Annotated in this window: 17 protein-coding genes; 3 read left to right on the forward strand and 14 right to left on the reverse strand. The window is 68.4% G+C overall.

Translation table 11 applies throughout. The features are described 5' to 3' along the window. Positions 1–300: 300 nt before the first annotated feature. The 8 genes from HNR23_RS15870 to HNR23_RS15905 form a co-directional block, all read right to left on the reverse strand. Entirely contained in the window at positions 301–789 is a 489-nt protein-coding gene (locus tag HNR23_RS15870; RefSeq protein ID WP_184076325.1) for a hypothetical protein, read from the reverse strand. Between the two features lie 18 nt (positions 790–807). Beyond that, positions 808–7,317 (reverse strand): RHS repeat-associated core domain-containing protein, encoded by a 6,510-nt coding sequence (locus HNR23_RS27525; RefSeq protein ID WP_184076327.1) that lies wholly within the window; start codon positions 7,315–7,317, stop codon positions 808–810. An 81-nt stretch (positions 7,318–7,398) separates the two neighbouring features. Next, positions 7,399–10,854, reverse strand: a complete 3,456-nt coding sequence (locus HNR23_RS15880) for a LamG-like jellyroll fold domain-containing protein (RefSeq protein ID WP_246421777.1) — start codon at positions 10,852–10,854, stop codon at positions 7,399–7,401. A 312-nt stretch (positions 10,855–11,166) separates the two neighbouring features. Continuing rightward, positions 11,167–12,174, reverse strand: a complete 1,008-nt coding sequence (locus tag HNR23_RS15885) for an ABC transporter substrate-binding protein (RefSeq protein ID WP_184076329.1) — start codon at positions 12,172–12,174, stop codon at positions 11,167–11,169. Between the two features lie 22 nt (positions 12,175–12,196). After that, entirely contained in the window at positions 12,197–12,940 is a 744-nt protein-coding gene (locus tag HNR23_RS15890) for an ABC transporter ATP-binding protein (protein ID WP_184076331.1), read from the reverse strand. Then, complete coding sequence (locus HNR23_RS15895; RefSeq protein WP_343070583.1) at positions 12,916–13,794, reverse strand: ABC transporter permease; 879 nt, start codon at positions 13,792–13,794, stop codon at positions 12,916–12,918. Before HNR23_RS15895 ends, HNR23_RS15890 begins: the two co-directional genes overlap by 25 nt. 53 nt (positions 13,795–13,847) lie before the next feature. Continuing rightward, entirely contained in the window at positions 13,848–14,303 is a 456-nt protein-coding gene (locus HNR23_RS15900; RefSeq protein ID WP_246422180.1) for a flavin reductase family protein, read from the reverse strand. Positions 14,304–14,494: 191 nt separating this feature from the next. After that, positions 14,495–15,664 carry an LLM class flavin-dependent oxidoreductase gene (locus tag HNR23_RS15905; protein ID WP_184076335.1) on the reverse strand — a complete coding sequence of 390 codons (1,170 nt, stop codon included), beginning with the start codon at positions 15,662–15,664 and terminating at the stop codon, positions 14,495–14,497. 548 nt (positions 15,665–16,212) lie between these two features. Between HNR23_RS15905 and HNR23_RS15910 the strand changes: the two genes are divergently transcribed. From HNR23_RS15910 to HNR23_RS15920, 3 genes are all read left to right on the forward strand, one after another. After that, positions 16,213–17,571, forward strand: a complete 1,359-nt coding sequence (locus tag HNR23_RS15910) for an ABC transporter substrate-binding protein (RefSeq protein WP_246421778.1) — start codon at positions 16,213–16,215, stop codon at positions 17,569–17,571. A 78-nt stretch (positions 17,572–17,649) separates the two neighbouring features. Then, positions 17,650–18,636 (forward strand): carbohydrate ABC transporter permease, encoded by a 987-nt coding sequence (locus HNR23_RS15915; RefSeq protein ID WP_184076338.1) that lies wholly within the window; start codon positions 17,650–17,652, stop codon positions 18,634–18,636. Beyond that, positions 18,633–19,595, forward strand: a complete 963-nt coding sequence (locus HNR23_RS15920) for an ABC transporter permease subunit (protein WP_184076340.1) — start codon at positions 18,633–18,635, stop codon at positions 19,593–19,595. Before HNR23_RS15915 ends, HNR23_RS15920 begins: the two co-directional genes overlap by 4 nt. A 29-nt stretch (positions 19,596–19,624) precedes the next feature. Here HNR23_RS15920 and HNR23_RS15925 read toward each other — a convergent pair whose 3' ends face one another. The 6 genes from HNR23_RS15925 to HNR23_RS15950 all read right to left on the reverse strand — a co-directional run bounded on the left by HNR23_RS15925 (position 19,625) and on the right by HNR23_RS15950 (position 24,972). Continuing rightward, positions 19,625–20,035 carry a hypothetical protein gene (locus HNR23_RS15925; RefSeq protein WP_184080908.1) on the reverse strand — a complete coding sequence of 137 codons (411 nt, stop codon included), beginning with the start codon at positions 20,033–20,035 and terminating at the stop codon, positions 19,625–19,627. A gap of 269 nt (positions 20,036–20,304) precedes the next feature. Then, positions 20,305–21,180 (reverse strand): hypothetical protein, encoded by an 876-nt coding sequence (locus HNR23_RS15930; RefSeq protein WP_184076342.1) that lies wholly within the window; start codon positions 21,178–21,180, stop codon positions 20,305–20,307. A gap of 74 nt (positions 21,181–21,254) precedes the next feature. Further along, positions 21,255–22,130 (reverse strand): fructosamine kinase family protein, encoded by an 876-nt coding sequence (locus HNR23_RS15935; protein WP_184076344.1) that lies wholly within the window; start codon positions 22,128–22,130, stop codon positions 21,255–21,257. A gap of 7 nt (positions 22,131–22,137) precedes the next feature. Then, the gene (locus HNR23_RS15940; RefSeq protein ID WP_184076346.1) at positions 22,138–22,704 is read right to left on the reverse strand and encodes a low molecular weight protein-tyrosine-phosphatase; all 567 of its coding nucleotides are present in this window, start codon (positions 22,702–22,704) and stop codon (positions 22,138–22,140) included. Between the two features lie 155 nt (positions 22,705–22,859). Further along, a complete protein-coding gene (locus tag HNR23_RS15945) occupies positions 22,860–23,273 on the reverse strand; it encodes a response regulator (protein ID WP_184080406.1) in 414 nt (137 codons plus the stop codon). 37 nt (positions 23,274–23,310) lie between these two features. Next, positions 23,311–24,972, reverse strand: a complete 1,662-nt coding sequence (locus HNR23_RS15950) for a sensor histidine kinase (RefSeq protein ID WP_184076348.1) — start codon at positions 24,970–24,972, stop codon at positions 23,311–23,313. Between the last annotated feature and the right edge of the window lie 4 nt (positions 24,973–24,976).

The raw sequence follows: 24,976 nt of genomic DNA on the forward strand, positions 1-24,976 counted from the left end.
AACTTCTCATCACTAGCGCAAAGAACCCAGAGTCCAATAGCCCCGAGCAACAGACCCAACACCAGACCCAGCGCCACGTCCGCCATCCGCACACCCTCACTTTCCCAGCCAAAGCCCCAGAGTTAGAACAGGCGATCCGCCCTCCCATTAGGGTGGATTCCACCCATATTTGGTGTCGATCTGGAACACTGCAAATTCTCCAATTTCAGACCCGAAGTCTCCAGTTCCAGTTATAGAAATAGCTTCGCTAGAAGACATATGGCGCATAGTGAAGATGATTCAGGCTTTATTCGACCCGAGTCACCCATACCTCGACATCCCGTCCCATGTGAGTATCACAAGCAAGGAAATGGATATCGATGCAACATAGGCACAAACATAAACAGCCCTCGACATCGCCTGAAAAAGAGATTCCTCGGAGTAGCCTAGACTCCACAATCTAAATTTTTCTATGCCAAACAGAACCATCTGCGAGGCCTTATAGAAGAACAAAACCAATCCCAGGCTCATGACCAGAACAGGAACACCAGATCCAATGATCTTGAGGAGATTCGCCAGGGAGTGCGCTACGGGTATCGAGAAGCAGCAGACAGCAAAAGCAAACCAGAACTTGGTTCCATATATGAACTCAGCAGACTCGCAGTCCACCCCCTCATTCGAGGCCTTTCTCCCTCCCTCCCTCAGCTCAAGCAGCGGCCTGCGGAGCGAAGGAACTAGTTTACCGACACACCAATGAGGAATGCCGAACACACCAAGATCCCGAAATTCCCAATGCTTCACACTTCTCACTCAATCTACAGTCGAAGTTCAGGAGACATCTCCATAGATGGATCTAGCCGTGTTGAAACCTCCATATGCGAAGTCTACGCGCGAACTCCATTCAGCAAGCGGCCCAAAAGTCTTGTTGTGGTTCCTATACTTAGATGCGTTTTGCCTTCTGCTCTTCTTATACACCTTCCCCTTGCTTCCACCAATGCCCTTGGGATACCAGTCCGCTAGCTCCTTGTAATACTTCCCTCTTGACAATAGGTATCCCGCACCTCTCCCTGCGCCAAATGTACCGGCAGCTATCATGTCCCAATACCAGCCTTCTTCGTCATTGAAGAACTTGTAGGTGGCCCTGCCAGCCGCGATCCCTGCCGCTCCTACCGCGCAGAGTGCACATCCGAACATACCCGCCACGCCGAGAACGAGTCCGGCATCATCCAATGCCTGGCCCCAATTGAAGCCACCGCCCTTGTGGGTATATCGATTGACGGCCCAGTCTCCGACCCCGCTCTTACTCTTGTTGAGAGCTGCACCCCTGGGGTCGGCGTAGGAAGTGTTGGCATAGGGGTCGACCCGCGGCTTCGGCTTGGACTTCGGCTTTACGTAACCCGGCTTGTAGGAGGGGTTCTTCTTGTATACGAGCCCCTTGCCCTTTCGAAGGGTGGGGACGTAGGGCTGCCTGTAGCGCGGGGTGTAGTAGTGGGAAACAGGGATTGCCGCGCCGTAGTAGCGATACTGCGTGGTCTGACGCTTGATGTCGTCGACGTCTCGGCGCCCGGACGGCCCTGAGGAGGGCCTGACAGTGTAACCCCCCGGAAGCAGCAGGCCGCTCGGGTCGCTCCATGACACAGGGTTGTTGTTGGAGTACGCGTAGCCGTTCATCTGCTGGGCGTCGTGGATATCCAAGATCGGGTCCACCGAGATGAAGCGGCCGAGGGTGGCATCGTACATCCGGGCGCCCAGTTGGGCGAGGCCGGTGGACTCGTCCTTGGTGCCTCCGACGAAGCCCTTGTCGCTGGGCCACGTGCCCGTGGATCCCCGTTCCTCACCGAAGGCGGTGAAGCGGCGCTGGACGGTTTCACCGCTGGCTGCGTCGACGGCCAGCAGTCCGGTCCCGTGGTGGTCCGAGGCCAGCCAGTGCAGTTTGCCGGAATTCTCCTTCACCGCGACGGTCTCGCCGCCATGCTGGTAGAAGCGTGTCGCCTCGACAGTGTCGTCGCCAGCGGTCCACTGAACCTCCGTACCCGGGAGGTACAGCGTGGTCACCGGCCCCTCGCGCCGGATCAAGCGGTCGCCGTCGGCGTCGTAAAGGTAGTCGGTCTCGGTGGCTCCGTCCTTGACCTTGACGAGTTCGCCTTCGGCGTCCCAGGTGAGCTCCTGGTCCTTGTCACCGGTCACACGGCGGGTCATGTTGCCCGAGACGTCGTACTCATAGGTCGAGGTCTCTGTCTCTCCGCCACCGGAGCTTTCGACCTTGGCCACGCCGTGTGCCGGCCCCTGGCCCTCTGCAGGCGCCGTGTAGCTGCGCACGATGCCGCCGGAATCGGTGTGTCGAACCTCTTCGGTTCGGTTGCCCGTCGCGTCGTAGGCGTAGGAGTGCCAGTAGGGGGCTGCCCCACCCAACTCATCGGTGGACGGCTCGCCCTCACAGGCGGTCTCCCCGTCGGCGTTCGGGGTCCACGCATCCGTCAGGCGGCGCTGGTGGTCGTAGGTGAAGCACTGGACGTCCTTGAGCAGGCCTTCTGCGGTCGGCTCATCGCTGATCCGGAGGATGTTGCCGATGTCGTCGTAGTCGTAGCTCTGCTTGCTCAGTGATCCACTGCCCGCCTGCGGCGTGACACTCGCCTCGGACAGCCGGTCCGTGGTCAGGTCATAGTCGTAGGTGACCCATGTCTTCTTGCCACCGGCGAAGGCCCCCAGGCTGAACTCACGCTGCGTGAGTTTGCCGACCTTGCTGTACTTGACGCCGGTGACGATCCGGGACAGGCCCTTGACCTCTGTCGGGCGTCCCAGGTCGTCGTATCCGTATGCGATCGCTTCCTTATCAAGGCCGCCGACCTTCGGCAAGGTCTCGCCACCCACACTGCCGTCGGCCTTGAAGTGGCGGGAGAAGTTGTAGGTTCCCGCGAGTTCTCCTTCCCTGGCCGGGACGGTGATCCTCTCCCATAGCGGCCGGTTCAGCTTGTCGTAGCGGACGACCTCGGAAGTGTAGGCCTCACCCTCGACGTAGCGAGTGGAGGACGTCAAGAGCCCCTTGGCCTTGGTGTCGTAGACCCACTTGGCACGCAGTGCACCCTCGGCCGAGTCGTCACGCCGCTCGGTCACGCGGCCGAGGGCGTCGTAGGCCTGGACGACTGTCTCCCCGCGGGCGTCGGTTCCGGAGACCTCGCGGTCCAGCGCATCGTAGGTGAACGTGGAGGTCCCGGCATCGGGGTCGTCCTCCTTGACCTTCCGCCCACGCAGGTCGTAGGTGTACCGCCAGGTGTAGCCACCCGGGTCGGTCACCGTGGCGATCTGGTCGCTCTTGGCATAGGTGTACGCGGTGGCGTCGTAGTCGCCTTCGGGCGTGGTCCCGTGGTGACGGCGTACCTCGGCCGTCCGGCCGCGCGCGTCGGTGATGGTGGTCGTCCCCGTCCCGCCATCGGGCACGGTGACCTTGGTCCGGTCTCCCAGGTGCTCAGTGCTGGTCCGCCAGCGCTCGGTGCCTCGCGCGACGTGGATGACATCGGTCGCGCGGCCTGCACCGTCGTACACGGTCTCGGTCTGGCGGTCGATCTCCTTGTCGTTGTTCACAACGAACAGCGACTCGCCGGGGTCACCATCACTGAAGTACGGCTCACGCTTCTTGACCTGGAGTCCCCGAGAATCATGGAAGACGTCGGTCAGGACGCGGCCGCCGACTCCACTCGGCTCCTGTGTCTGGCGGAGCCGCAGCATCCCGTCATAGAGCTCGTAGCTGGTGATGTATTCCCCGGCCGGGTTGAACCTGTGCGTGACGACAGTGGTGGGCGCATCGTTGCGCACGTTGTACTCGAACTTCAGGTTCGGGTCGGGGTGGTCGGCCTTGGCCCGGTCGGCAAGCCACACCTGTGTCAGGCGCCCCAGCGGGTCATAGGTGAGGTCGGTGCGGTTGCCGTTGGCGTCGATCTCGGCTGTTGCGCTGGACCGGACGTCGAGGTGCTTGGTCGCGGTGTGGCCGAGCGGATCGGTCGTGGTGACGGTGGTCGCCGCACCGCCCTTGAGCGCTGCCGTGTACTTGGTCGCGGTGGTGTTGCCGAGTGCGTCGGAGTCCGTCAGGACGCGCCCGTAGGAGTCGTAGGTGGTCTCGGCCGTCGTCTGGTACTTGGGGGTGTCGCCGTTGTAGTCGGCGATGCGTTCGGTTCGGGTGGCGAGGCCCCGTGTGGGCGCTTCGCCGAACTTCTTGCCGTCGTAGGAGGTCCGCTCGTCACTGATGACGTCGTCGGGACGTGAAACGGAGTTTCCGCACCCGGCATCCACCGTCTCCACGCGCGCGACGGTGTTCAACAGCCACTTATCGGTGTTGCGCGCGTAGGTGATGCGCGTACAGCGGTCATCGCCCTTGTCAGTGACATCGCCCTGGTCGTTGGTCCGAGTGACGAACCCGTGGTCATCGAAGGTGTTGACCGTCTTCGTCCTGCGCCACCCCTTCTCCAGCGCCGTATACACTTCCGTGGACTCGATGTCCGTCAGGTGGGCGCGCACCGTCCCCCACTTGTAGGTGCGCTCGGCGGTCTGTTTCTTCCACGGTGTCGTGATGGTCTTGGTGACCACGTCACCGCCCACGCCGTTGCGGGTGATGACCTCGCGTGTCTGCCCGTTGAAAGCGGCGTGGTCGGTCTTCTTGCCACCCTCGGAGTCGGTGATGCTCACCGAACGCTTTCCTGAGGGCTGCTTGTCACCGTCCATCCCTCGGTAGAAGAGGTGCTCGGTCTCCGTTCGGGTTTCGTCGCCTCGGCCCTGACGGACCTTCACCCTCTCGAAGCCGCGAAACTGTGACCAGGTCTTACGCTTCTCCGGGACGATGCCGTCGGCGTCGTCATAGTGCCAGGCGGCACCACCCACGTAGGAATAGGACGTGAGCACATCCGGCTGGTCGGCGACCAGGTCGCCCTCGACGATCTCCGTGACGACATACTTGTGGAACCAGTCCGTCAGCTCCTCTTCGCCCTCAGGCGTCCAGATCACCGGATAGCAGCGCTTGGTGTTCTCATGCGGTTTCGGGGTGGAGCCGGCCCTGCACTGCGGCGCCGAATAATTGACATGCACTTCCCCACCGGTCTCGGTGTAAATCGCGGTGATACGCCGCTTCAGCATGGGCGCGAGGCCGTCCCGGGTGGAGTCCACCCGGTTTTCGAACTCGGTGCCGTTGAATGTGATCTTGGGGTAGGACGCTTTGCCACCAACGTGGCCGGTGTGTGCGATGGACTCCAGCCACAGTGCAGGGTCCGTGCCATCGCCGGTCTTCGGAAACCTGTGCTCCAACTTCCAGGAGTCGACGGTGGCGTACTTGTCGCCGTTGTGCACCTGGGTGGTGACCTTGTCCAGCTTCTTGGTGGACCAGAAGGACGGAGAGTGCTTACCAGCGCACTTCTCGCCCTTCTTGCACTCCTGGTCGGTGGGCACGTCCGGCCAGTGCTTGGCGTTGGCCTTGGTGCGCTTGGACGGCGCGCAGTCGAAGCCGCCAGTGGGGATGCACCGCTCGCCGACGGAGAAGCTCACCCGAGCCGGGGCTGTGCCGTAGACGTCGTCAGACCGCAGGCCGTACTCGATCCGCTTGAGGTAGCCACCGCGTGTGTAAGGGGTGGCGGTGCTGGTGAAGTTGCGGCCGTAGTAGTTGGTCTCCTTCCCGTAGTAGTAGGTCATGACGTTGCCGTGCACGTCGACCACGTAGTCCAGGTTCCACTTGTAGGCCTGCTGGCACCACGAGTCGGCGAAGGACGAGGCGTGGCACGGCTCGCCCTTGTCGTTGCCGTAGACCGGGACCGTCCAGGCCGAGTTGGTCTCGGGCTTGCCCGAGGACCAACCGGGCAGGCGGTTGCGGCCGAAGAAGTACTGGGTGCCGTCGGTCGTGGTGACCTTCCAGTACTCGCCGTCGTTGTCGCCGTTCTTCGCACCGGTCAGCCGCTCGATCTTGGAGCCGTCGTCGTTGCGCGGGTGCCAGTTCCCGTCGGAGTCGATGATCAGCTCGGTGGAGGTCCCGTTGAGCGACATCGTCGCGTTCTGCCGACCCCAGCACTGGTCCGGGACGTCCTTGCCATCGTCCTGGCACAGCTTGTAGCGCCGCTCGATGTAGCCCGGCTGGTACTCGAACCCCTCACCGATCCAGGAGGTCTGGTTGTTGGAGGAGGCGGTGCGGCCGTCCACGCTCTGCGAGGAGTAGCCGAGACTCAGTTGGGGGATGAGGTCCCCAGCCACGCCAGGAGCGGCCATCGGGTAGGACCAGGAGAAATCGCCGGTCTGCACTCCGACGTTCCATTTCGAGGAGGGCGCCAGCGGGGTGGCGGAGTAGTCACCGGTCCCCTTGCCGCTCCCGCCCGCAGCCGTCACGGCAAGCAGTGTCCCGGCGCGCGGCGCGGCAGGAGCCACTGCCTTCAGCGTCTGCGTTCCCGGGTCGTTCACCGCTCCCAGGTCGACACTCGCCCCGCAACCACCGCCGACACAGTCATCCAGAGCCAGGAGTCGCAGGCGAGAACCGTAGTCGCCACCGTAGGCGGACGCGAAGTCGGCATAGTTGACGCCGACCTGGACGGGACCGACCTCATCACCGCCATCGGTCCGTGTCAGGCGCAGCAGGAGGCCATCGACGCCCATCCGTTCGGCCTGCCCACGGTCGAGAATCTGCAGCGAGGCATCCTCGACCGGCTCGGACTCCGTAGTGACGTCCTCGGCGGACTCCTCTTCCTGTGTGGAGTCTTCTTGCGCCTCCGGCTCCTCGGCTCCGTGCTCTGCAGAGTGATCGGAAGGATCGTCCAGGGGGGACGAGTCCGGGCCGTGCTCGGTCTCCCCGGCGTCTTCGGGCTCTCCGGCCTCATCCGCAGGGGCGGGGTTCCTCTCCGAGGGTCCAGGCCGGGGCTGTGCGAGGGCGTTCCGCGTATCCCCGCTGTCCCCGGCTGTGCCTTCGTCCCCATAGCCCTCGCCGAGCGGGTGCTGCCAATCCCTCAAATCGTCGTCGGAAGCAGGACCGAGGGACACGGTCCCGGACTCATTGGCGTCTGGCGCTGTGAAGGTTTCCGCATGGTCCGCATCGGTTCCTGGGTCGAGCCGTACTGACTCCGGTTCGGGCCACTCCGGCTCATCCAGCTCGGTTGCCGTCGTGGCCTCCGCGTCCTCGTGGTCAGGCACGCTCTGGACCACGTCAGTTCCTGGGACCGCGGCTTCCTCCTGGGTGCCGGGTCGGTGGTTGTTGGCGATCGCCGATGCGGGGAGCGCCGAGAGCAGTCCGCCGACCATGAGCAGCGACAGGCCATAGGTGATCGCACTCCGTGTTCGCGAACGCGGCGGCACGGTCGTCCGGGGGATGTCAGACACAGGAGTCCTCCTGGCCCTACGGACTGCTCTCCGCAGAGCCTTACGACAGCGGGGGGTGGTCATGTCGAGGTGGATGGTGAGCTACGGCATGGCCACGGCTCCCTGGATGACCTGCTCTATGTCGAGTTGGTCGAGCACGCCCTGATACACGTGGACCTCGTCGATGTCGCCACCCCAGGCACCCGCGAGTCGTCCTTCGAACCGTGCGGCACCGATCACCAGAGGCCCGTTCGCGTGCCAGGGGGTTTCCTGTGCCGCTGTCCCTTGTCGTTCGCCGTTCACATAAAGGGCGATCTCGCGGTTGGTGTGGTCGTACGTCGCAGCCAGGTGGGTCCAGGTGCCGAGCTCCGGTTTGTTCCTCGAGAGGGCGCGCGGCCAATCCCTGGCTCCCTCTGTGTCGGACGGAGCCATCTTCAGCACCCAGTTGTCCCAGTCGTAGGTGTTCTGCTGGCCGAGGTAGAAGCCGCTGTTCGACTTGCCGTCCTGGGAGACGGCGGTGGAGTTGGTGCCGGTCTCGTCCAGGCGCACCCAGGCGGCGACGCTGAAGCTGCGGTCGGTGCGGATCGCCGGGGAATCGGTGGTGATCCGCTCATCGGTACCGTTGAGGGTCACCCCACTCGACATGGTGTGGTCGTTCTCCGCCCTCCCCCACGCGGTCTCGGGGTCGCCATGCAGGGTGCCGATCAGCCCGTGGTCGCTGGAGTCGGCCACCGATGTGCCCGACGTCTCGTCCAGCTCCCAGCGGCCCTCCAACATCGGCGGACGGTTCGCGAGCCTCCACGTCTCGGGCTGCTCTTCGCTTTCGCCAACGGTTTCGTCGAGCACTGCGCGGTCCCAGACACGGACGTCGTCGATGGCGCCGGGCCAGGCTCCGCCGTCTGCACCCCGGTACTTGTCACCGCCGATCACCAGGGAGCCATCCGCCCGCCAGGGGCTCGTCACGGTGGCGGTACCGGACTGCCTGACCCCGTCGACGTACAAGTTCGCCTGACCGGTGGCGGAGTCGACGACAGCCAGAAGGTGCGTCCACACTCCGACCTGGGCAGGGTCGTCGGAGGGGACGGTCGCCCAGCCTGGAGCGTTGTGGGCGTCAGCGGGAGGCATCCTGAACACCCAGTTATCCCGACCCTGGGTGGCCTGGTAGCCGAGTATGAAGGCACTGTTGACATCGCCGTCCTGGGAGACCGCGGTGTGGTTTCCGTTCTTGCCGTCCAGTCGGACCCATGCAGCGACACTGAACGTCGTGGAGGTGTCGACCACCGGCCCCTCGGTGGCCAAACGCCCGTTCTCGCCGTCGGTGGCCACAGCGGTGCCGTTCAGTCGGTGCGAGGCGCCTTCCACCGCGCCCATCCTTCCGCGGGTCCACTCCACCCCGCCGAATCCCGCCGCAGCACGCCCACTCTTCGCCGAGTCTGCGGCTGTCCTCCCTTCACCCTCGTCGAAGGTGAAGTGCGCGAGGGGGTTGCTGGGCGGTGCGACGGTGAAGGTGTAGACGAGCACGCAGTCCGATGAGTTGCCGTGCGCATCGCTCGTGCGGGCATGGATGAGATTCGGCCCCGCCATCCGAGGCGTGATCGTCGTGGTGACCGAACCGCCGGGTGTGGACGGGGTGATCTTGGTGGAACAGGAGGCGTCGTTGACGCTGTAGTGGTAGGCGGCCGCGTCGTCCACGCCGTTGGCGGAGAACGTGAACTCGCCCGGTTTCCCGACGGTTCCGGTCTCCGTGTGTCCAGCGGGGTAGTCCTCGGAGGTCACCTTGGGGCCGGTCTCCGGGTTGGTGGTGTCGATCTTGATGTAGCACCAGTCGGACCACGGGTAGCCCCACACGGTCTGGTCGTGGGCGATCGCCCTATAGCCCAGCAGCTCTCCTTCCGGGAGGTTCCTGCCCGTAGCGCTGTAGTAGCTGCCCTTGGGCCACTTGGCGACGTCCTTGTAGGCGGTGTCCACGTGTCCGACACGGTCGCCCTTGCCCTCGATCTTCCACTCGAAGCGGGTCTTGAGCTTCTGGCCGTACCAGTGGGAGTCGTAGTCGCGCGTATAGGCGCGGAAGGTCGGCGAGGTGGTGTTGATCAGCCGCGGCTTCTTCGGGTCCGTGGAGCACACACCGCCGTGGGAGTCCGACATCTTGGCCGTCGAGGGCTGCTCGGGCTTGTTGTTGAACCTGACCACGAGCTTGGGGTTCTTGGCGAAGCGCCGCCAGTCCCAGTTGGAGCCCGACACCCTCTCGTTGCCGTACAGCCCGTAGGTCACCGACTGGTGCCCGGCCTGGGCCGCCGCCCGGTAGGCCTGGGTGGCGTCGAACTCCACGCCCTTGCCGCCGCAGGCCGGGCGGCCCTTGTCGACGTTGACCGTGTCCTGCTTGGTCATCTTCCCGGGCTGCTTGTTCCACGTCGTCTTCGACGAGAGCGCGTAAGTGCGCCACAGGGTGAAGGTCGCGTTCGTGCAGCCGAAGGCGTGGGTGACCTCGGCTCGCAGGGTGGCCGACTGGATCGTGGTCGTGGGCTTCTTGGTGCGCTCAAAGACGCTGAACCGCCAGAACGCCCGCTTGGTGTGGCCGTACTGCGGCTCATAGCCCACACCGGTGTCCTTGTCGGATCGGTTGTAGTACACGGTCGAGGGGTACTTCTTGTCGACATAGGCCCAGGCCTTGCGGCTGACCGACACCGACGGGTCGATGTAGACGGGGTACTCCGTCTTCGGGTCGGTCAGCATCGCGTGGTCAGGCACCAGCTTGATCGACGTCGGCGTCGTCCTGGCCTGCAGGAGCGCGGTGCGCGCGCCAGTGGCGGCTCGGTTGTTCAGTTCCTCCTCGGGGATGTCGTCGCCGGAGGAGTCCCACATCGCCGGGCTGGAGGCGGTGAACACCGACTCGCCGCCGTTCTCGCCCAGCGCTTCGAGGTTGCCCGCCTCATCGGCGTCCATCCGCACCCCGGTGGTGCCCAGCGCCAGCTCCAACTCGGCCAGCTCGGGGTTCTCGGCGGCCTCGCGGGTGTGCACGACCAGCACCTGGGAGAACCCGTCGGTGCCCGCGGTCAGCACCAGGTCGACCCCCGGCAGCACGTCAGCGTAGGTCGCCCGGTCCTCGTCGAGTTCGGGTGCGGGCAGCTCGCCGGGCCAGTCCAGCTCCACGGCCTTGGATCCCAGCCCCACCCGGGCCATGGGCACCTCCCCGCCGCCCGAGAACACCACGTCGGCCGACACCGCCTTCGGACGCACAGTCCCATCACCGGATGTCTCCAGGGTGGTGTCGATCGGAACCCAACCGCCCGGCGTGCGCACCCGCTCAGGCACCGCCGACTGCTCCAGCGTGAACGACCCGTCCGGTTCGGCGAAGACCTGCGACCGCTCGTCGGTCGCCGATTCGATCTCGACCCGCTCGCCCGTGGTCGCGGCCTGTGCGGCGGCGGAACTCCCTTCGGCGGCGTTCGGCGGCGCGTCGGGATCATCTGCTGCGCGCTCATCGGCGGTGGCGCCAGGGGCGGTGAGAACCGTGGCCATGACCGCGACAGCGACCATGACGGACATCCGGCGGTACATGGGGTGATTCCGTCCAGTAATCAGAGTGGGAACACCGACATGCCACCGAGAAGCGTGAGGAAGCGCGCGGCGCCTGAATCGGACGTGAAGCTAACAGTTCACCCGGAGTCGCCGTAAGTGGCGCACATCACAGGCGATCTCACCTTAGGTCGTCATATCATCACAAAACGTACCTCTACCTGCACCCCATCCCCCGCAAAGGCGAGCAGAATTCACATGGTGGCCGAATCCGGTCATGAAAACGCGTCAACCACTGCACGGGACATATCTGAGCGAACTCCCAAGAAGGGGGTCGGCGTGGATGGGCGGGGTTCACGCGCCGATGTCAGCCGACACCAGGTCGTTGAACCGCTGGTCGACGTAGTCGGCCATGGTCGGGGCGGCGGGGATCTCTCCGGCCCTGGCGAAAGCGTCGGCCAGGTCCTGTTCGGATGCGATCAGGGCGTCGTCGATGGGGCGGGGCACCGGGGAGCGCCGCTCGGCGGCTATCCGGGTGACCTGCTCGGGCAGGCCGGTGTGTTCGGACCACGCCGCGGCGTAGTCGTCCGGGTGGTCGGCGCTCCACCGGACCGCCCGGTGTACCCGCGACAGGTAGTCCTCCAGCGCCGCCGCGCGCGCCGGGTCCTCCAGGGCGTCGGTCGCGGCGACCTGGAAGGTGAAGGTGTTGCCGTACCCGTCCGCGTTGACCAGGATCCGTGCGTCCGCGCGGTCCTGGGCCTGGGCGATGTAGGGGTCCCACACCGCCCACGCGTCCGTGCGCCCCTCGGAGAAGGCCGCCAGGGCGTCGGCGGGCTGCACGTAGTCGACGTCGACCTGGTCGAAGCCGATTCCTGCGGCGTCCAGGACACCGAGGAGCTGGCCGTGGGCGGAGCTGCCCTTGGTCACCGCGATCGACCGGCCGGCGAGGTCGCCCGGGTCGTCGATGTCGGAGTCGGGCGGGACGAGGATCGAGGTTCCGTCGGGCGAGGATTCGAAGGCGGCGACGATCCGCATGTCCGAGCCGGCCGCCGCGGCGAAGACGGGCGGGGTGTTGCCGACCTGGCCGACGTCGACGGCGTCGGCGTTCACGGCCTCCAGCAGCGGCGGCCCGGCCGTGAAGGTGGACCACTCGATCGTGTAGGGGACGTCGTCGAGCTCCCCTGCGGCGTCGAGCAGCGCTTGGGCGCCGTCGATCTGGTCGCCGACGCGCAGCACCACGTCGCCGAGCCCGCCGGCCTCATCGGCGCCCGCCGCGCACCCCGCCCCGGTGAGGAGCAGCACCAGGGCCGTGGACAGGGCGGCGATCGGGGCCGGGAGGTGGGCGTGGGTCTTCGGAGTCATCGGTGGTGGTCCGTTTCGTCGTTCACGGGGTGGTGGGGGCTGCGCCGAGCGCGGTGAGCAGTTCGGCGCGGAGTGGCGCGGCCCGCGGGTCGTCCCGTCGGCGCGGCCGCTCCAGGTCGACGACGATGTCGTGGGAGATGCGCCCGTCGGTGAGGACGAGCGCGCGGTCGGCGAGCCGCAGTGCCTCGTCGACGTCGTGGGTGACGATCAGGACGGTCGGCCGGTGCCGCTCCCAAAGGTCGAGCACCAGGTGGTGCATGGTCGCGCGGGTCAGCGCGTCCAGGGCGCCGAAGGGCTCGTCCAGCAGGAGCAGCCGGGGTTCGCGGATGAGGGCGCGCGCCAGGGAGGCGCGCTGGGCCTGGCCGCCGGACAGGGTCAGCGGCCAGGCGTCGGCGCGGTCGGCGAGACCGACCTCGGCGAGCGCGGCCAGCGCCGCCTCACGCGGTGCGGGGACCGCGGCCCCCAGGACGACGTTGGCCCACACCTTCTTCCAGGGCAGCAGCCGCGGCTCCTGGAAGGCCACGGCGACGCCGCCGCCGGTGGCGACCTCCCCCGCGTGCTCGCCGTCGAGGCCCGCGAGCACGCGCAGCAGGGTCGACTTCCCCGAGCCGCTGCGCCCCAGCAGGGCGGTGAACTCCCCCGGCGCCAGGTCGAGGTCGAGGCCGCGCAGTACGTGGTCGCCGTCGAAGGTCTTCTCCAGGCCGCGCACGCGCACCGATGCCGCCGCGCGCTGCGCCGTGTTCAGGTCCGGTTGCGGGGCCGCCATGCCAGGGCCTTCCTCTCCAGGAGTCGGACGATCGCGTCGGTGGCCAGGCCGAGCAGGCTGTAGACGACCAGCCCGAGGACGACGACGTCGGTGCGCAGGAACTCGCGGGCGCTGTTGATCATGAAGCCCAGTCCGGCGTCGGCGTTGATCTGCTCGGCGACGATGAGGGCCAGCCAGGCCCCGCCGAGGCTGAGGCGCAGCCCGGTCAGCAGGCCGGGGAGGGCGCCGGGCAGGATGACGTGCCGGACGACCGCCGCGCGGCCGAGCCCCAGGACGCGGGCGACCTCAAGGTGCTCGGCGTCCACCCCGCGGACACCGGCGAGGGTGTTGATGTAGAGCGGGACGGCGACCGCGATGGCGACCAGGGCGACCTTGGGTGTCTCGCCGATGCCGAACCACAGGATGAACAGCGGGATCAGGCCGAAGATCGGGACGGCGCGCAGCATCTGCAGCGGCGGGTCCACCAGGTTCTCGCCCCAGCGGCTCATCCCGGCGACGACGGCGCAGGCAAGACCGACGGGCGCCCCCGCGGCGAATCCGGCGAGGACGCGCTGCAGCGAGGTCCCCGCGGCCGACAGGAGGGTGCCGTCCCGGGCCAGGTCGATCCCGGTGGTGGCGACGGCGGCAGGCGAGGGCAGCAGCCGCTCGGGGATGAGCCCGGCCGAGGCCGCCAGCTGCCACAGCACGAGGAGGGCCACCGGGCTGATCCACAGCTGCCAGGCTCCGACGCGACCTGTCCGCGGTGCGCGGGCGGCGGTGCCTTCGCTGCGCGGCGGGGACGGCGGCTCCGTTGAGGGCGGGATCCGTCCGTCGGGGGCGGGCGTCCGGACGGTGGACGTGGATGGTGGGCCCACGGGGTGCTCCTGGGACGTGTGGGAAAGGCGGGTGGGTCGGGCGGTGCGACGGGTCAGCGGTGGGGGGTGAATCCGCCGAAGGCGCCCTGGTGGTACACGAGCGGCGGGCGGGGTTCGCTGAGCTCGTAGCCGTGCTCCACCTCGCCGACCACGAGCCAGTGGTCGCCGATCAGTCGGCTGTCGTGGCGGCGGCACACCATGTGCACCGCCGTGCCGCCCAGCAGGGGGACGTTCTCGGCGCCGCGGCTCCAGGAGGTGGGCGCGGCGAACCGGTCGACGCCCTTGGCCGCGAAGCGCCACGCCAGGTCCTGCTGGTCGGCGGCCAGCAGGTGGACGGCGAAGTGCCGGGCTCTGCGGAGTTTCGGCCAGGTGGTGGAGGTGTCGGCGATGTAGAAGGCGACCAGGGGCGGTGCGAGGCTGACGCTGGTGAACGAGGTCGCGGTGAGCCCCACCGGCTCGCCCGATACGTCGGCGGTGATGATCACGACGCCCGCGGCGTGGTGCGCCATCAGTCCGCGGAGGCGGTCGGCGCCCAGGCTCGGCGGGTCCTGCGGGTCCTGCCCCGATGCGCCGCGGTGCGCGGCCGCGGACCGCAGCGGCATCGTCGGCACGGTGGTCATGTGCTCTCCCCCCGGTGTTCGTGGAACGGCGGGCGCCGGGATGCGGTGGCGCCGTCGGTGGTGGTCATGTCGGCCGGATGTCAGGTCGCCGCAGGGGCGGGGTCCCGGTCCGAGTCGGCGAGGGGGACGGCCGGGGCCGCCGCCGGGAGGGCGGAGGGCGGATTCCACAGTCCGCGCTCGCGCAGGATCGGCAGCACGCCCTCACCGAACCGGTAGGCCTCCTCCAGGTGGGGGTAGCCGGAGAGGACGAACTCGCCGAGGCCGAGCCGGTGGTACTCCTCGATCCGGTCGGCGACCTCGCGGTGGCTACCCACCAGTGCGGTCCCGGCGCCGCCCCGGACCAGGCCGATCCCGGCCCAGAGGTTGGGGTGGACCTCCAGCCGGTCGCGGCTGCCGCCGTGGAGTTCGCTCATCCGCCGCTGCCCCTCGGACTCGCTGGCGGCCAGACCCTGCTGGACGGACCGGACGGTGGCGTCGTCGACGCGGGACAGCAGCCGTTCGGCGTCCGCCCAGGCCTCGGCTGCGGTGTCGCGGGTGATGACGTGCAGCCGGATCCCGTAGTCCAGGGTGCGGCCGCGCTTGGCCGCCAGGGCCGCGACCCGGTCGATCTTGTCCGCGACCGCAGGAGGCGGTTCGCCCCAGGTCAGGTAGGTGTCGACGCGGGCGGCCGCCACCCGCAGCGCGGCCGGGGAGGAGCCGCCGAAGTACAGCGGCGGACGCGGGTCGGGCGGGCGGTGCAGGCGGGCTCCCTCGACGGAGATGTGGTGCCCGGTGAAGTCGACGGTCTGCCCCGACCAGAGTCGGCGCACGACGCGCAGGAACTCGTCGGTGCGCGCGTAGCGGGCGTCCTTGTCCAGGAAGTCGCCGTGGGCCCGCTGCTCGGCACCCTCTCCGCCGGTGACCACGTTGAGCAGCAGTCGGCCTCCGCTGAGCCACTGGAAGGTGGCGGCCATCTGGGCGGCCAGCGTGGGGGACAGCAGCCCGGGGCGGAACGCGACCAGGAACTTCAGCCGCTCGGTGGCCTCGACCAGGGTGGCCGTGGTCAGCCAGGCGTCCTCGCACCAGGCCCCGGTGGGGGTGAGCACGCCCTCGAAGCCGAACTGCTCGGCTGCACGGGCGACCTGGGCCAGGTAGCCGACGGTGGGCTCGCGGGCGCGCCAGGCGGAGTCGACGTCGACGCCGTGGCCCCCGCCGACGATGCCGCGGCCGTCGCCCTGCGTCGGCAGGAACCAGTGGAACGTCAGTGCCATGGGGAGACCGGTCCTTTCCGCTGATGGGGTGGGGCCGCGACACCCGGCCCGGGTGGGGCCTGCGGGCGGGTGCCCCCGATGGGCCCGAGACCACCCTGGCCCCACATCCCCACTTTGTCAACCAAAAAAGTAGGAAATACCCGATCCGCCCCGGCCGCAGCCGGGGAGCGCACCACCGGCCCGCGCCGGCCCACCGACCCCGCGGCCGCCACCGGCGGGAGCGGGGCAGGGGACCGATACGGGAAAACGCCGACCACCCTGCGCAACATGAGCAACACCGGTTTATATTCGCCACATCTTCAACAAAGACGAATGATTTTCATATGACGTCCGGATGAGGCCGTTGACCTGAGTCGGCCGGGAGGGGGACGTTTCCGAGGGAAACTCCCAGCTTTCGAATCGCCGTCCGGATAGCGGCTTCGACCTGCGATTTCGCGTACTGTGACGGAACTGTTAAGGGCGAAAACATAGACACGGGACGGGAAAGGGACTTGCATCGATTCCCCCGGTCTATACCAGTCGTGGGGGCTGTAGCAGGAGGTGCGAGCATGGCCATGCCCAACCGTCCACCGCGGGGAGTCGCTGTCACGGCTTCCGCGCTGTCACTGGTTCTCCTCGCCACCGGATGCGACTACATCGGCGGCACCGGCGCGACGACGGCCGGGCGGGACGGTGCCGGCTGCGAGCCCTTCGAGGAGTGGTCCGACGTCGAGGGCGGCACCGTCACCGTCTACGCCTCCATCCGCGACGAGGAGGGCGAGCGGATGCAGCGGGCCTGGCAGGACTTCGCAGAATGCACCGGGATCGACATCCGCTACGAGGGCAGCGGGGAGTTCGAGGCGCAGGTCCAGGTCAAAGTCGACGGCGGAAACGCACCGGACATCGCGTTCTTCCCGCAGCCGGGCCTGCTCACGCGGTTCGTCGATTCCGGCGACGCCGTTCCGCTGCCCGACGGCGTCGCCGAACGCGCCCGCGAGGGATACCCCGAGGACTGGCTGCAGTACGTCGAACACGGCGGCGAGCTCTACGGCACCCCTCTCGGCGCCAATGTGAAGTCGTTCGTCTGGTACTCGCCCGGGTTCTTCGAGCGGAACGGCTACGAGATCCCGGAGTCCTGGGACGCGCTCATCGACCTGAGCGACACGATCGCCGGCGACGGCGTCAAGCCGTGGTGCGCCGGCATCGAGTCCGGGGAGGCCACCGGCTGGCCGGTCACCGACTGGCTGGAGAACGTGATGCTCCGCGAGCACGGCCCCGACGTCTACGACCAGTGGATCGACCACGAGTTCCCGTTCGACGACCCCAAGGTGGTCCAGGCCCTCGACCGCGTCGACGGCATCCTGCGCAACCCCGACTACGTCAACGGCGGCCACGGCGGTGTGCAGAGCATCGCCACCACCTCCTCGCAGGACGGCGGGCTGCCCATCCTCGACGAGCAGTGCGGCATGTACCTGATGGGCTCCTTCTACGCCGCGCAGTGGCCCGAAGGCACCGAGGTCGCCGAGGACGGAGACGTCTTCGCCTTCAATCTTCCGGCCATCGACGAGGAGGTCGGCACGCCGGTCCTCGGCGGCGGGGAGTTCGCCGCCGCCTTCTCCGACCGCCCCGAGGTCGTCGCCGTGCAGGAGTACATCGCCACCGTCGACTACGCCGACCGCCGCGCCCAGGAGGGCGCCTGGTTCTCCGCGCACCGGGAACTCGACCTCGACGCGCTGGACAACCCCAACGACCGGTTGGCCGCCGAGCTGCTGCGCGACCCCGACACCGTGTTCCGCTGGGACGGCAGCGACTACATGCCGGCCGCCGTCGGCTCCGGCACCCTGTGGCGGGCCATGACCAACTGGATCAACGGCTCGGACACCGAGGAGGTACTCGGCTACGTCGAGGACTCCTGGCCGCGGGCGTGACGGCGGCGCACCGCACGCGGACACGGTGAAGGGGCAGTACTCAGGGGCAGTACTCAGGGGAGGGATCCGGCGGCACCCATGGCATTCGACATCTTCGCTGAGCTGCCCAAGCTTCTCTGGCTGGTCATCGCCGTGGCCGCGTTCCTCGCCGTCATCGGCGTCCTGCTCGTCGCCGTCGACGGCGGCCCGCGCACGCGCTACGACTGGTGGCAGGCGGCCTGCTTCCTGACCCCCGCCGGGATCCTGCTGCTGGTCGGCCTGGTCTACCCCGTCGTGCGCACCACCGTGCTCTCCTTCCACGGCCCGGGCGGCGACACACCGGTCGGCTGGGACAACTACGTGTGGATGTTCACCCGGCCCGAGATCCTGCTGGTCCTGCGCAACACCCTGCTGTGGGTGGTGTTCGCCCCTCTGCTGGCCACCGCCACCGGCCTGGTCTACTCCGTCCTCGTCGACCGCTCCCGCTACGAGTCCGTCGCCAAGTCGCTGCTGTTCATGCCGATGGCGATCTCCTTCGTCGGCGCCAGCATCATCTGGAAGTTCGTCTACGCCTACCGCCCGGCCGGCGCCGACCAGATCGGCGTGCTCAACCAGCTCGTCGTGTGGGCCGGGGGCGAACCGCGGCCGTGGCTGCTCGACGGCCCGCTGAACACGCTGCTGCTCATCGTCGTGCTCATCTGGATCCAGGCCGGATTCGCCATGGTCATCCTGTCGGCCGCCATCAAGGCCGTCCCCGCCGAGATCGTGGAGGCGGCGCGCATCGACGGCGTCAACGGCTGGCAGCTGTTCTGGCGCATCACCCTGCCGTCGATCTGGCCCACGGTGATGGTCGTGCTCATCACCATCTCGGTGCAGACCCTCAAGGTCTTCGACATCGTCCGCACCATGACCGGCGGCCAGTTCGGCACCTCGGTCATCGCCAACGAGATGTACGGCCAGGCGTTCCGCTACGGCCAGCTCGGGCACGGCTCCGCCCTGGCCGTGTTCATGTTCGTTCTGGTCATTCCGCTCGTGCTGGTCCAGATCCGCAATGCCCGACGCACCAGGGAGGCGCAGTCGCTGTGATCCTGTCCCCGCCCCGCGCCGCGCCCGAGCCCGCCCGGGCCGCTCCACGCCCCACCGCCGTCCAGCGCGTGCGGCGCCGGCTCTCGGGTTCGGGGGCCAGCGCCGCGGCCATCGTCATCGCGGTGCTGTGGACCCTGCCGACCGCCGGGCTGCTCATCTCCTCGCTGCGGCCCGAGGAGCAGATCAAGACCACCGGCTGGTGGACGTTCTTCGCCGAACCGGTGCTGACCCTGCGCAACTACGACGACGTCCTGTTCGGCGGAACCAGCCAGCGGCAACTGGCGAGCTACTTCGTCAACTCCTTCGTCATCGCGCTGCCGACCATGGTGTTCGTGGTCGTGCTCGCCGCACTCACCGCCTACGCCCTGGCCTGGATGAACTTTCCGGGGCGCGACTGGATCTTCATCGGGATCTTCGCACTGCAGATCGTCCCGCTGCAGATGTCGCTGGTGCCGCTGCTGAGCCTGTTCTCCGACGGCGTCACGATCGGCACCACCCAGGTCCTGCCGCCGTGGGACCTGCCCGGCGCCTTCCAGTTCACCCGGGTGTGGGTCGCGCACACCATCTTCGGGCTGCCGCTGGGCATCTTCCTGATGCACAACTTCATCACGCAGCTGCCGAAGAGCCTCATCGAGGCGGCGCGCGCCGACGGCGCCGGGCACGGCGTCATCTTCCGCCGGATCGTGCTCCCCCTGATCGTGCCCGCCCTGGTGTCGCTGTCCATCCTGCAGTTCCTGTGGGGGTGGAACGACCTGCTGGTGGCGCTGATCTTCGCCGGGGGCAGCGTCGAGGTGGCCCCGCTGACCGTCCGGCTCGCCGAGATGGCCGGGACGCGCGGTGAGGAGTGGCAGCGGCTGACCGCCGGCGCGTTCGTGTCCATGGTGGTGCCGCTGATCGTGTTCTTCTCACTGCAGCGCTACTTCGTGCGGGGGCTGCTCGCCGGAAGCATGAAGGGCTGAGCCGCGCGGGCGGTCCGAGGACCGACCGGCTACCAGCCCGTGGGCAGCCGACCGGTCCCCTTGCAGATGGGGCAGGTCGTGCCGGAGCGGGTCCGCCCGGTTCCGCCGCAGTCGACGCAGAACCCCTCCTTGCCGGTGATCGGGGCCATCGCGGCGTGGAAGCGGTTGACGACGGTGATGGCGGCGTCACCCAGGTCGCCGCCGATCGCCGGGTTGTGCAGGAGGTTGTAGGCGTGGTCGGCGATGACGCAGATCGCGTCGACGGTGCCGGTGACGACGGTCTGGCCGGAGGAGTCGGTCCTGGCTTCGGCGAGCGCCTGCTGCGCGGCCTGGTGGAAGGGGTTGGCGTCGCGGGTGGTGGCCACCGCCGTCGCGGCCATCCAGGCGGCGAACGGGCCGGGCAGGGTCAGGGAGAGCCGGGTGGGCAGTTCGTACCGCATCGGGGGCTCCTTCTGCAGGGATTCCGGCGGCTCGCCCCCGGGCGCCGGGTCCCCGATGCCGCGGGGGAATCCGCGCACGACGCGCGTGGCGGGGCCGCTACCGGAGGTCCTCACCCTACTACCGGCACGCTCACCCGGGGAGGGGCGCCGACCCCTATCCCTGTCGTGCCCTGTCGTGCCCTGTCGTGCCCTGTCGTCGAACGCGGCGCAGCGCACCGACGACCGGCGACCGTCGGGCCCGCTTCACCGCGGTCGACGCGGGCACAGGGTCAGCCGCCGACCTCGTACTCCTGGTCGCGCAGGCTGTCCACGATCCTCTCGATGACGTCGGAGTCGGCGGCGTCGGAGATCCCGGTGTCGGTGAGGACGGTGAAGGCGCGGACGGCGTCGTCCTCCGCGGGGTTGGGGACGACGACGGTGTGCACTTCGGCGGTGGGCGGCTGGCAGCCCTTCTCGGGGTCCTTCAGCTTCACGTCGACGATGGCGCGGTGCCCTTCGAGCCCGTTGTTGGAGAACGGCTCCACCGACCGCACCTCGGTCTCCCCCGGTCCGGCGTCGGTGGTGAAGCTGAGCTCGGCCCACTTGGAGGCCACACCCTCGGCCATGGCGGAGGTGTCCCGGGTCTCGGTGATGCCCTGTGCCCCGGTGACCGCCCGGTCGCCCCAGCCCTCGCAGGGCTTGTCCTTGTAGACGGCGACGCCGCTCATCGCGATCTCGGGCATGCCGTTCTCGTCCTCGCCCTGCCCGATGATGGTCCCGTCGCCCTTGGCCATCCAGTCGTCGTCGGACGGGGGCACCTCGTAGGTGAAGCCCCACTTGTCGGAGGCGACGGTCCGCCACCCCGGGTTGATCAGCCGCTCGGTCTCCCGGGGGGACGGCGACGGCCCGTCGGCGGGCTCGTCCTCGGGCTCCGCGGCGGGTGTGGCGTCCGGCACCGGCGGGGGCGCGGCGGCCTGCGGATCGTCGCTCAGCGCGTTCCACACCACCACGGCGGCGATGGCCACCGCCACGACCATGACCAGGGCCAGCAGGCCCAGCATGAGGGGGCTCGGCCCACCCGCGGAGCGCGGTGCCGCCGGCTGCGGGTGCCGCGGGTAGCCGTATTCGCCGTTGTCGCCGTTCTGCGGATGTCCTGGCCAAGTCACGGCGCCGACTCTAGAGGGTCTCCATAACTTCCCGGTCACCTGGGGAGCCGGAGCCGGAGCCGCGCGGCGTCGGCTCAGTCCCCGCGCAGGACGGCCTGGGCGGCGTTGAGTGCGGTGATGCGGTAGGCCGCGCCGAAGAGGCACACGTGCACCAGCAGCGGGTGGAGCTGGTGCAGGGGGATCCGCTCGCGCCACCCGGAGGCCAGCGGGAACGCCTCGTTGTAGCCGTCACGGACCCGGTCCAGGTGCGGCAGGCCGAACAGCGCCAGCATGGCGAGGTCGGCCTCCCGGTGGCCGCCGTGGGCGGCGGGGTCGACGATCACCGCGCCGTCGTCCTGCCAGATGACGTTGCCGCTCCACAGATCGCCGTGGATGCGGGCGGGCGGTTCGGGCCGGCCGGCCAGGTCGCCGATGGAGTCGACGGCCCGCTCGATGACGCGTACGTCGGCCGGTGTCAGCGCGCCGCGGTCGGTGGCACGGGCGAGGTAGGGCAGCAGCCGCTGCTCGGCGTAGAACTCCGGCCAGGAGTCGCGCGGGGTGTTGTCCAGGGGCAGCGGGCCGATGAAGCCGTCACGGGGCGCCCCGAAGTACTCGGCCGGTGTGGCGTGCATGGCGGCGAGCTGGTGGCCGAAGCGCTCGGCCGCCTCGGGGGTCGGCGGGGCTTCCTCCACCCACGGCAGCACCAGGGTGCGGTCGTCGGCGCCGAGCACCTCCGGTACCGGGGAGCCGAACGAGCCGCCCAGCCACGCCAGCCCCCGCGCCTCGGTGGCGAACATCCCGGCGAACTCCCCCTCGGGGGCGGCATCGGGCAGCGCCTTGACGAACACCCGGGCGCCGTCGTCCAGTTCGGCGCGGTACAGCTCCCAGGCGTGGCTCGACCCCAGGGGCGCGAGCGTCGCGACGGCGCGGCCGGTCAGCTCCGCGACCCGGTCGGCGACCGTCGGCGCCACCCGCTCCTCAGAGCGCACCGGGGGTGTCCCGGTCGTCGCGGCCGCGGGCGAGCCCGGCGCGGGGGCCGAAGCGGACGACCAGTTCGCCGGTCAGCCCCTTGGCGGCCGCCTCCACCATGCTCAAAACGGTGCTGAAGCCGTCGTCGCCCCCGTAATAGGGGTCGGGCACCTCGGGGTTGGGACCGCCGCCGGGCGCGAACGAGCGGAACAGCATGACGCGCTCGGCGGCCTCGGCGCGGTCGGGGGCGAGCCGCAGCACGTCGTCGAGGTTGTCGAGGTCCATCACGAGGATGAGGTCCCGTTCGGCGAACCAGTCGGGGTCGAACTTCCGCGCGACGTGGTCGGTGAGGTACCCGTGGACGCGCAGGGTCGAGGCGGCGCGCGCGTCCATCGGTGAGCCGATGTGCCAGCTCCCGGTTCCGGAGCTGTCGACCTCGACGAGGTCGCCGATCCCGGCGCGCTCCAGGTCGGCCGTCACGACCTTCTCGGCCATCGGGGACCTGCAGATGTTGCCCAGGCACACGATGGCGATCCGGTAGGGCCCGGCGGGGTCACGAGGTTCCGGCAAGCTCATGGTCATTACCGTAACCGAGGATCGACCGCCTGAACGGGACGAACGCTCCCGCGCGCGGACATCGCCCGGTCGCGCGGACCGGTCCGGGCACCGCGCCGCGGCGTTCCACCCCCGAAATCCCCTTCACCCCCGGATCACCGTTTTCGGGGGTGATGTCACCCCTTGGGCAGCCGCACCACGGTGACGAAGAAGTCGTCGATCTGCCGCACGACCTGGATGAACTGGTCGAAGTCGACCGGCTTGGCCACATAGGCGTTGGCGTGCAGCCGGTAGCTGCGCAGGATGTCCTCCTCGGCCTCCGACGTGGTCAACACCACGATCGGGATGTGCGCGAGCTCCTCGTCCTTCTTGACCTCCTCCAGCACCTCGCGGCCGTCCTTGCGGGGCAGGTTGAGGTCGAGCAGGATCAGGTGCGGGCGGGGCGCGTCGGCGTACTCCCCGTCGCGGCGCAGGAACCGCAGCGCCTCGACACCGTCGGAGACCACGTGCAGGCGGTTGCCCACCTTGTGCTCTTCGAAGGCCTCCTTGGTCATCAGGACGTCACCGGGGTCGTCCTCGACCAGCAGCACCTCTATGGGTTGCACCAAAGTGACCTCGCTCAACGTCTCAGACCTTCTCGGTACGGTCCCCGGAGTCACGGGGAGTGCTGTCGTCCCCCGCCTCATCGGGGCCGGAGACGTCGGTCGCGGCGGGGCGCGACGGGTCGGTGTCCTCCGTGCTCCCCTCCTCAACAGGCAGCGACCAGCATATGCGGGTCCCCGGGTGGTCCGAATCCGTGTCGAGCCAGATGCGGCCGCCGTGGAACTCGATGATCTTCTTGCACATGGCCAGGCCGATGCCGGTCCCGCCGTACTTATCGCGGGTGTGCAGCCGCTGGAAGATCACGAAGATGCGCTCGGCGTACTGGGGTTCGATGCCGATGCCGTTGTCGGCGCAGCAGAAGACCCACTCGCCCTCACGGCGCTCACAGCTCACATAGACCCGCGGCGGATCCTCGCCGCGGAACTTCACGGCATTGCCGACGAGGTTGAAGAACACCTGGGTGAGCAGGGTCCTGTCGCCCTCGATGGTGGGCATGTCATCGCCGGTGACGACCGCCCCGGCCTCGTCGAGCCGGGTCTCCAGGCTGCTCAACGCGTCCTGGAGGGCGACGTTGAGGTCCACATGGGTGAAGTTCTTGGTCCGGCCCACCCGCGAGAACGCGAGCAGGTCGTTGATCAGGGTCTGCATGCGCTTGGCACCCTCGACCGCGAAGTCGATGTAGGAGTCGGCTCGGTCGTCGAGCTGGCCCCGGTAGCGGCGCTGCAGCAGCTGGCAGAAACTGGCGACCTTGCGCAGCGGCTCCTGCAGGTCGTGGGAGGCGACGTAGGCGAACTGCTCCAGCTCCAGGTTGGACCGGCGCAGCTCCTCGGTCTGACGCTCCAGCAGCTCCGACTGCTCCTGCAACTGGCGCCGGGCCGCGCGGACCTCGTGCAGGTCGCTGACGATGCGCTCGCGCATGGCGTCGACGTCGCGGCCGACCCGCTCGATCTCGGGCGGGCCGTGCAGGGCGACGCGGTGGGCGTAGTAGCCCTCCGAGACCTGGGAGAGGTGCCCGGCGAGCTCGTCCAGCGGGCGCAGCACCCAGTGCTGCAGCATGACCCACAGGAAGACCGACATCACCACGACGACGAAGCCCACCAGCATGAGCAGCGCCACCACCTGCTGGGTGGCCACCGTCAGGCCGTCGCGGGCCTGGGTGAGCTCCTGGTCGATGCGGGTCTGGGCCTTGGTGCCGGCGGCGCGCAGCTCGTCGAAGCGCTCGCGGCCCAGGCGGTAGTCCTCGGCGCTGACCTCCTCGCCCTCGTGCACCTTCTCCAGGGTGGGGTCGGCGAAGTCCGTGGTCCAGGCGTCGCCGGCCTCCAGCAGCTCGTGGATGTCGGAGGCGATGTCGCTGTCGTCCCGGGCGATCCGGTCCAGGACGGGCTTGCTCTCGGTGATCGCCTGCTTGCCCTGCTCATAGGGGGCGAGGAACTCGATCTCGGAGGTGAGCGCGTACCCGCGGATCCCGTTGTCCTGGTTGAGGTAGGCGGACATGGTCTGCTGCACGGCGCTCTGGGCGGGGGTGAGCTGGTCCACCTGCCGGTTCAGCGACTCACGGGCGTTGAACGCGGCGAAGGTGATCGTCGACACCGAGGCGACGAGCACCACCGCGACGGAGGCCAGCAGGACCGTGACCCGGCGGCGCAGCGACCACGGCCCCCCGCTGCCCCCCAGGGGCGGCTCCATCGGA

The sequence above is a fragment of the Nocardiopsis mwathae genome (assembly GCF_014201195.1).
Classification (GTDB): Bacteria; Actinomycetota; Actinomycetes; order Streptosporangiales; family Streptosporangiaceae; genus Nocardiopsis_C; species Nocardiopsis_C mwathae.

Bases quoted from the DNA above. Each gene is read 5' to 3' on its own strand.
- HNR23_RS15905 (WP_184076335.1), bottom strand. From the start codon at position 15,664: ATGGCACTGACGTTCCACTGGTTCCTGCCGACGCAGGGCGACGGCCGC.
- HNR23_RS15885 (WP_184076329.1), bottom strand. From the start codon at position 12,174: ATGACTCCGAAGACCCACGCCCACCTCCCGGCCCCGATCGCCGCCCTG.
- HNR23_RS15940 (WP_184076346.1), bottom strand. From the start codon at position 22,704: ATGAGCTTGCCGGAACCTCGTGACCCCGCCGGGCCCTACCGGATCGCC.
- HNR23_RS15890 (WP_184076331.1), bottom strand. From the start codon at position 12,940: ATGGCGGCCCCGCAACCGGACCTGAACACGGCGCAGCGCGCGGCGGCA.
- HNR23_RS15900 (WP_246422180.1), bottom strand. From the start codon at position 14,303: ATGGCGCACCACGCCGCGGGCGTCGTGATCATCACCGCCGACGTATCG.
- HNR23_RS15915 (WP_184076338.1), top strand. From the start codon at position 17,650: ATGGCATTCGACATCTTCGCTGAGCTGCCCAAGCTTCTCTGGCTGGTC.
- HNR23_RS15950 (WP_184076348.1), bottom strand. From the start codon at position 24,972: ATGGAGCCGCCCCTGGGGGGCAGCGGGGGGCCGTGGTCGCTGCGCCGC.
- HNR23_RS15925 (WP_184080908.1), bottom strand. From the start codon at position 20,035: ATGCGGTACGAACTGCCCACCCGGCTCTCCCTGACCCTGCCCGGCCCG.
- HNR23_RS15880 (WP_246421777.1), bottom strand. From the start codon at position 10,854: ATGTACCGCCGGATGTCCGTCATGGTCGCTGTCGCGGTCATGGCCACG.
- HNR23_RS15910 (WP_246421778.1), top strand. From the start codon at position 16,213: ATGGCCATGCCCAACCGTCCACCGCGGGGAGTCGCTGTCACGGCTTCC.